General features: G+C 69.2%; 7 protein-coding genes and 1 pseudogene. 5 read left to right on the forward strand and 3 right to left on the reverse strand.

The annotated features are described in order from the left end of the window. Positions 1–23: 23 nt before the first annotated feature. Positions 24–167 (forward strand): DUF167 domain-containing protein, encoded by a 144-nt coding sequence (locus tag P409_RS37245; protein WP_238578735.1) that lies wholly within the window; start codon positions 24–26, stop codon positions 165–167. A 5-nt stretch (positions 168–172) separates the two neighbouring features. Here the strand turns inward: P409_RS37245 and P409_RS21025 are convergent, their stop codons facing one another. Next, positions 173–628: a hypothetical protein gene (locus tag P409_RS21025; RefSeq protein ID WP_034843193.1), complete on the reverse strand. Its 456-nt coding sequence runs from the start codon at positions 626–628 to the stop codon at positions 173–175. Positions 629–898: 270 nt separating this feature from the next. Here P409_RS21025 and P409_RS21030 point away from each other — a divergent pair, with 270 nt between their 5' ends. From P409_RS21030 to P409_RS40865, 3 genes and pseudogenes are all read left to right on the forward strand, one after another. Beyond that, positions 899–1,957: a sugar phosphate isomerase/epimerase family protein gene (locus P409_RS21030; RefSeq protein WP_034843197.1), complete on the forward strand. Its 1,059-nt coding sequence runs from the start codon at positions 899–901 to the stop codon at positions 1,955–1,957. 24 nt (positions 1,958–1,981) lie between these two features. Beyond that, positions 1,982–3,166, forward strand: coding sequence for a Gfo/Idh/MocA family protein (locus tag P409_RS21035; RefSeq protein ID WP_034843200.1), 1,185 nt, complete (start codon positions 1,982–1,984; stop codon positions 3,164–3,166). Positions 3,167–3,332: 166 nt separating this feature from the next. Next, positions 3,333–3,473: pseudogene (locus P409_RS40865) on the forward strand (TOBE domain-containing protein); the annotation flags it as partial. A gap of 23 nt (positions 3,474–3,496) precedes the next feature. Here P409_RS40865 and P409_RS40870 read toward each other — a convergent pair. Continuing rightward, positions 3,497–5,011, reverse strand: a complete 1,515-nt coding sequence (locus P409_RS40870; RefSeq protein ID WP_152613467.1) for a hypothetical protein — start codon at positions 5,009–5,011, stop codon at positions 3,497–3,499. Between the two features lie 152 nt (positions 5,012–5,163). Here P409_RS40870 and P409_RS21045 point away from each other — a divergent pair, with 152 nt between their 5' ends. Then, on the forward strand, positions 5,164–6,357 hold the full coding sequence (locus P409_RS21045) for a phosphoglycerate kinase (RefSeq protein ID WP_034843203.1): 1,194 nt from the start codon (positions 5,164–5,166) through the stop codon (positions 6,355–6,357). A 594-nt stretch (positions 6,358–6,951) separates the two neighbouring features. Here P409_RS21045 and P409_RS39065 read toward each other — a convergent pair. Next, on the reverse strand, positions 6,952–7,359 hold a 408-nt coding region (locus P409_RS39065), incomplete at its 5' end, for a hypothetical protein (protein ID WP_034843206.1).

The raw sequence follows: 7,359 nt of genomic DNA on the forward strand, positions 1-7,359 counted from the left end.
CCGCCAACGAGGCGCTGATCGCGTTGCTGGCCAAGACTTGGCGCCTGCCGAAGTCGGCGCTGGCCATCGTCGGCGGCGCCACCGACCGCACCAAGCTGATCGAGGTCGCGGGCGACACCGCCCTCGCCGCCCGCCTCGAAGCCTGGGCGGAGAGTCTCGGCGACTGACGGGCTTACCGTCGCGCCGTCACCCGGCAGCGATGCACCGAATCACCTTCGAGATTGCCGCGGTCGCCGACCCAGCGGACATTGCAGTTCATCACGTCCGGCGCCGCCGCGGGCGGCGAGGCGAAGATGGTGACGCAGCTGTCGCCCGCCTCGCTGCGGCTGAGCCGGCCGGTGCAGACCGTGCCGTCCTCGAACCGCCAGTTGCCCTCGCGCAGCTGGATCGGCCGGCCGCTGCCGTCGAGGCCGCTGAGCGTGTACCTGCCGTTGCGGCGGTATTCGAACAGGCGGTCCGGCCCGCCCAGCACGCCCTGCACCAGGAACGGCCGGCCCAGCACCTGCCGGTCGAACTCCGCCCGGGTCATGCGGACATATTGCGGATTGGTGTCGAGCGTCGAAGGCCGCGTGCACGCGGTGAGCCCGAGGACGGCCGCCAAACCGGCGACCAGCACGATCAAACGCATCTTGGCCTCCCTTCACGACCCGCCTTCCACCGACGGCCGGGCAATTATCTTACGCTTCGTACCGCTTCGCACCAATATTTCAATCAACCCCTGTCATTCATCGGACAATAAATTGACAACCTCGTTCTGGGACGGGACGATGGGCGCCAAAGTGAACCGTTCTGTAATCGATTGCATTGCGCGGCGCCCGGACGGGGCGTTAGGCTCGCACATCGAACAAATCATCGCCCAGGGAGAGGGTGCCGCGGCGCACCCCACGGAGGAGGAAACATGCGAGAGATCAAGGGACCGGCCATCTTCCTCGCCCAGTTCGCCGGCGACGCCCCGCCCTTCAACAGCCTGGATTCGATCGCCGGCTGGGCCGCGGGCCTCGGCTACAAGGGTGTGCAGATCCCGTCCTGGGACGCCCGGCTGTTCGACCTGAAGCGCGCAGCCGAGAGCCAGGATTATTGCGACGAGGTGCTGGGCACCTTGAAGAGGCACGGCCTGGCCCTGACCGAGCTGTCGACCCATCTGCAGGGCCAGCTGGTGGCCGTGCATCCGGCCTATGACGAGGCCTTCGACGGCTTCGCGGCGCCGGAGGTGCGCGGCAACCCGAAGGCGCGGCAGGAATGGGCGGTGCAGCAGCTGCGCTATGCCGCCCAGGCGTCGCGGCGCCTCGGCCTCAAGGCCCACGCCACTTTCTCCGGCGCCCTCGCCTGGCCCTATGTCTATCCCTGGCCGCAGCGCCCGGCCGGGCTGATCGAGACCGCCTTCGACGAGCTGGCGCGGCGCTGGACGCCGATCCTGAACGCCTTCGACGAGGCCGGGGTCGACCTCTGCTACGAGATCCATCCGGGCGAGGACCTGTTCGACGGCACCACATTCGAGATGTTCCTCGAGCGCGTCGGCAACCACCCGCGCTGCAACATCCTGTACGACCCGAGCCATTTCGTGCTGCAGCAGCTCGACTATCTCGGCTACATCGACCGCTATCACGAGCGGATCCGCGCCTTCCACGTGAAGGACGCCGAGTTCAACCCGACCGCCAGCCAAGGCGTCTATTCCGGCTTTGCTTCCTGGGCCGACCGGGCCGGCCGCTTCCGCTCGCTCGGCGACGGCCAGGTCGATTTCGGCGCCATCTTCTCGAAGCTGACGCAGTACGGCTTCGACGGCTGGGCGGTGCTGGAGTGGGAGTGCTGCATCAAGCATCCCGAGCAGGGCGCGGCCGAAGGCGCCCCCTTCATCGCCTCGCATCTGATCCGCACAACCGAGCGCGCCTTCGACGATTTCGCCTCCGGCGGCACCGACGAGGCTGCGAACCGCCGCCTGCTCGGCATCGACCGGTAAGCGACAGGGACAGGGAGGAAGACCATGGTTTCCGGAACCGCGGAACGGGCGCCGAGCCGGCGCCTGCGCCTGGGCATGATCGGCGGCGGCCGCGACGCCTTCATTGGTGCGGTGCACCGCCTGGCGGCGCGGATGGACGACCGCTGGGACTTCGTCGCCGGGGCGCTGTCCAGCGACCCGCAGAAGGCCCTGGCCTCGGCCGCCGACCTGCGGCTGGACCCGTCCCGCGCCTATCCCAGCTGGCAGGCGATGCTGGAGGGCGAAAAGAAGCTGCGCGACGGCGGCGGCCCGGCGATCGATGCGGTCGCCATCGTCACCCCGAACCACGTCCATCACGGCCCGGCCAAGGCCTTTCTGGAGGCCGGCTTCCACGTCATCTGCGACAAGCCGATGACCACGACGGTCGAGGATGCCGAGGACCTGGTGGCGACGGTCAAGAAGAGCGGCCAGATCTTCGCCCTGACCCACAATTACACCGGCTATCCGATGATCCGGCAGGCCCGGGCGATGGTGGCCGAGGGCGCGTTGGGCCGGATCCGGCTGGTCGAGGCGGAATACGCCCAGGACTGGCTGGCGACCAAGGCCGAGGACACCGGCAGCAAGCAGGCCGAATGGCGGGTCGACCCGGCGCGCAGCGGCCCGGCCGGCTGCGTCGGTGACATCGGCACCCATGCCTACAACCTGGCCAGCTTCGTCACCGGCGAGGGCGCCGAGTCGCTGGCCGCGGACCTGCAGAGCTTCGTCCCCGGCCGGCGGCTGGACGACAACGCCCATATCCTTCTGCGCTACGCCAGCGGCGCCCGCGGCATGATCTGGGCCAGCCAGGTGGCCAGCGGCAACGAGAACGGTCTGCGCCTGCGGGTCTATGGCGAGAAGGCCGGCCTGGAGTGGGCGCAGGAGAACCCGAACCATCTGACCTTCATGCCGCTGGGCGAGCCGCATCGCCGCCTGACCCGCGGCGGTCCCGGCAGCGGCCCGGCCGCGGCCCACGCCACCCGCGTGCCGCCCGGCCATCCCGAGGGCTATCTGGAGTGCTTCGCCCAGATCTACAGCGACGCGGCGGAGCAGATCCTGGCCCGGCTGGACAAGCGCGACCCGCAGCCGGACGCGCTGCTGGTGCCGACGGTCGAGGACGGCCTGGCCGGCGTGCGCTTCATCGCCGCCTGCGTCGCCTCGTCCCAGAAGGACGCGGCCTGGACGAAGATCTGACGGCCCGATCTTCTCCACGCCGTCAGCCGACGAATCCATCCAGGGCCTGGTTCGCATTGGCCCCTGGATTGCTTTGCTGTGCTCGCAATGACGGGGATGGAACGGACTTGGCTGAGAACGTGCGGCTAGGGTGCGCCACCGTCACCCCAGCGAAAGCGCCGTCCCCATGAAGATCAGCGCCCGCAACCAGCTCAAGGGCACCATCGCCGAGGTCACCAAGGGCCAGACCACCGCGCATGTCCGCATCGACATCGGCGGCGGCGTCATCGTCACCTCGTCGATCACCAACGAGGCGGTCGATTCGCTCGGCCTCAAGCCCGGCCAAGCCGCCTATGCGGTGATCAAGGCCTCCGACGTCATGGTCGCGATCGACTGCTTGCCGCGGGGCCGGGAGTCGAGAAACCACACCCGTGGCGACGACGCGCCGGCCGAGGCCATCACCGCGGCCGGTCGAGGACGCCGAGCTCGCTCCAGATCCAGGAGAAATCGTAGCTCGCCAGGGTCTCGTCGGGATTCCGGCGACTCTGGTTCTCGAGATATTTCAGCCAGACGACCGCCTTCTCCCTGCCCTTTGCGGTCCGCGCCGCGGCGCGGGGAGATGCCGCCCAGCATCTTGACGGGCAGGTCGAGCGTCTCACGGTAATGCGCGTCCAGCGTATCGCGCACGATCCGGGCGGCCTCTTCAGGCGACAGGCTGCTCGATGCCGGGGGCTCGCCCGCCGAATCCGCCATTGCCTGCTCGGCGGTCTGGATCTCGGTCAGCGGCGGCTGCACCAGTTCGCCGAGACAGGGGCCGAGAAGGGCCATGCCGCGCTCCGCCCGCGGCCTTGAATTCGTCGACAGCACGACCGCGCCGTCGATGATCTCGACATTGCCGAGCACCAGCTCCCCGCTGTCGAGCTTGGTCGAATGGGTCTCGGTGGCCTCATCTTCCGCCGGCCGGTCGTCGCCGGCATCCTCAGCCGGCGCCTCGCCGATCCAGTTCCAGAAGGTCTCGCTCGCCTCGACGAGATCGGGAACTTGGCGCAGACGCTCCCGGATCGCCTCGGCTTTGGTCCCGGGAGCCCATGGATAGCGCGTCTTGCAGAAGACGATCTCGTCCCCCTCGAGGTTGACGAGCTTCGGCCGCTCGAGCCCGAGGATGCGCGGCAGCCAATGGGTAAGCCAGACGCCGGAGAACACCGGCGCCGAGTTCATCAGGACGATCAGCGCGGCCGCCTGTCGTTCGCTCCCCTCGGCCAAAGCTTCGCCCGCGTCCCTGGCGATCTTCCGGATCTTCTTCCGCGTCCGTGTCAGCGTTTTCCCGAGGGCCTCCCGCAGCCGGTCCGCGGCCGCGGCGTCGAACGGCAGCGCGCCGCCGCCCATGACGATCTTGCCATTGTATTCGACGATCCGTGCCCCAAGCCTGTCCCAAGGCTGCAGCACGCGGCTCGCGCTGCGCTCGCCGACGCGGACCGGCTCACCGCCCCGGATCAGGTCGCGGGCGAGGAAGGATTCACCCGGGACGATGTCGCTGACCTCGTAGAGGCTCATCACGGAGGTGCCGAGCGCCTGCATGTAGCGCCTAGCCGGAACCGGCTCCTTCCAGCCCCGCCGCTTGAGATAGTCGGCAACCGCCGTCTGCCCGTCCGAGGGGCGGCTGCGGGTGATGAAATCCTCGAAGGCGCATCCCCACAGATTCCTGAAGTGCTGCTCGCCGACCACGCGGGACAACTCGTCAGGCTCGAGATCATACGCCTCGCAGCCCGCCTCGATGTGGTCCCAGAAGACGTCCTCCCACATCTCCGTCCACTCGTCGCGCCGCGCCCATTTGATCAGGCCCGAGATGTCGATGCCAGTCGCCATGGGGATCTCTCTCATCGCGGTGAGAAGACTCCGGTAACATGCGTGGCCATCGGCTTCCAGACCCCGATCTCGAACCACTGGCCCGGTTGCGTCGCGGCGGCTGCTGTGGTTCGGTGCCGGCGATCTTGCCCCCTGACGAGAGAGCCGAGCCGATGAGCGCCTTCAAGACCCTCGACGACGTGGATGTGCGCGGCAAGACCGTGCTGGTGCGCGGCGACCTGAACGTGCCGGTCGAGGACGGCCATGTCAGCGACACCACCCGGCTGGACCGGCTGGCCCCGACCATCGACGAGATCGCCGACAAGGGCGGCCGCGTCGTGCTGCTGTCGCATTTCGGCCGGCCGAAGGGCGTGACTCCGGAGTTCAGCCTGAAGACCATCGTGCTGCCTGCGCTGGAGGAGGTGCTGGAGCGGCCGGTCGCCTTCGCCGCGGACTGTGTCGGGCCGCAGGCCGAGGCGGCGGTGAAGGCGCTGAAGGACGGCCAGATCCTGCTCCTGGAGAATGTCCGCTTCCATCCGGAGGAGGAGAAGAACGACCCGGCCTTCGCCAAGGCTCTGGCGTCGCTCGGCGACCTCTATGTCAACGACGCCTTCTCGGCCGCGCACCGCGCCCATGCCTCGACCGAGGGCATCGCCCACCACCTGCCGGCCATCGCCGGCCGGCTGATGCAGGCCGAGCTGGAGGCGCTCTCGGCGGCGCTGGAGGCGCCGAAGCGCCCGGTGCTGGCGATCGTCGGCGGCGCCAAGATCTCGACCAAGCTGGACCTGCTGGGCAATCTCGTCGCCAAGGTCGATCGGCTCGTCCTCGGCGGCGGCATGGCCAACACCTTCCTGGCCGCCCAGGGCGTCGATGTCGGCAAGAGCCTGTGCGAGCACGACATGGCCGATGCCGTGCACACCATCCTCGGCAAGGCCAAGGCCGCCGGCTGCGAGATCGTGCTGCCGGTCGACGGCATCGTCGCCCGCGAATTCAAGGCCGACGCGCCGCATGAGGCCGTCGACAATTCGGCCATCCCGGCCGATGCCATGCTGCTGGATATCGGGCCGAAATCCGTGGCCGGGCTGAAGGCGCTGCTGGCCGAGACCAAGACCGTGGTCTGGAACGGCCCGCTCGGCGTGTTCGAGAAGCGCCCCTTCGATGCCGGCACCGTGGCGGTGGCGCGCGAGGCGGCCGACCTGACCCAGGCCGGCAAGCTGCTGACGGTGGCCGGCGGCGGCGACACCGTCGCCGCCTTGGCCCATGCCGGGGTCGAGGACCGCTTCTCCTACATCTCCACCGCCGGCGGCGCCTTCCTGGAATGGCTCGAGGGCAAGGACCTGCCGGGCGTCGCCGCGCTGAAGCTCTGACCGCGGACCGGGAAGGGGAGCGGGAGCGGCGGCCCCTTCCCTTCCCCATCGCCCTTGCCCATCATCCGGAGCAACTCGGGCCGCAGGCCCGTTGCCGGGGAGACTCCGTTCGATGATCGGGACCCGATGCACCGCGCTTCTGGTCGCGGCCCTGACTGTCTCGCTCTGGTCGAATGCGTCCTTCGCGGAAGGATGATCGAAGGGGGCTGCGCGATGGGATCTGTTCAGGATCTGCGATCTCCGCGACGGCGCCCCGATCGGCGAGAGGTGCTATGGCTACGTCAAAGCCACCGTCGAGGCGGTGTATTTGGATGCCTTCCAACACGCCGGTGAACGCCCCCGGGCCTGCATCCCGCCGGACGAGTCGATCGAGCAGATCGTCGCAAGAATCCGCCCGTTCCTGAGGGCATCGGGCCTGTGCTACGGCAGCTGCACCTCGCAGTCGTTTCTCAGGATAAGTCTGTATCAGGCCTATCCCTGCCCCGCCGAGCGCGCGCCCGCCGAGAAACCCTGACCGTCCGGCCGGCTTCGCTCAACGTACCGACGCGGTGCGCTTCGGCGGCGCCGACTCGTCCTGCGGCTGCTGCGCGTGCTTCAGCAGGTGGCCGATCCGGGGCCGTTGTCGTGGCCGCCCGCCAGGTCCCGGACGGCAGCCACGAGCATCTCGGCCGCGCCCGGGGCGAAGGCGGCCGGCATGCCGTAGTAGCGATGCGCTTCCTCGACCTCATAGCCGCCATGGCGGTATTCGCCGGCGGGCGGGATGTAGCCGGGGCAGCCATCGGCGAAGCCGAAGGTCACGGTACGGCCGGCAAACGGGTCGCCGTCCAGCGCGCGGCGGAGGTCGAGCCCGGTCTGAGCGAAGATCTCGCCCGGCAGGGCGACCAGGCGCACGCCGCCCCAGTCGAACACGGTGACCCGCGCCGGCCAGGGGCTGAGCGCCCGGGGCGCGATCCCATCCGCCCAGTCGGCCCAGCAGCGCAGCAGCGCCGCGCGGGCCGGGTC

The sequence above is a fragment of the Inquilinus limosus MP06 genome (assembly GCF_000767795.1).
Classification (GTDB): domain Bacteria; phylum Pseudomonadota; class Alphaproteobacteria; order DSM-16000; family Inquilinaceae; genus Inquilinus; species Inquilinus limosus_E.

Bases quoted from the DNA above. Each gene is read 5' to 3' on its own strand.
- P409_RS21025 (WP_034843193.1), bottom strand. From the start codon at position 628: ATGCGTTTGATCGTGCTGGTCGCCGGTTTGGCGGCCGTCCTCGGGCTC.
- P409_RS21030 (WP_034843197.1), top strand. From the start codon at position 899: ATGCGAGAGATCAAGGGACCGGCCATCTTCCTCGCCCAGTTCGCCGGC.
- P409_RS21035 (WP_034843200.1), top strand. From the start codon at position 1,982: ATGGTTTCCGGAACCGCGGAACGGGCGCCGAGCCGGCGCCTGCGCCTG.
- P409_RS40870 (WP_152613467.1), bottom strand. From the start codon at position 5,011: ATGGCGACTGGCATCGACATCTCGGGCCTGATCAAATGGGCGCGGCGC.
- P409_RS21045 (WP_034843203.1), top strand. From the start codon at position 5,164: ATGAGCGCCTTCAAGACCCTCGACGACGTGGATGTGCGCGGCAAGACC.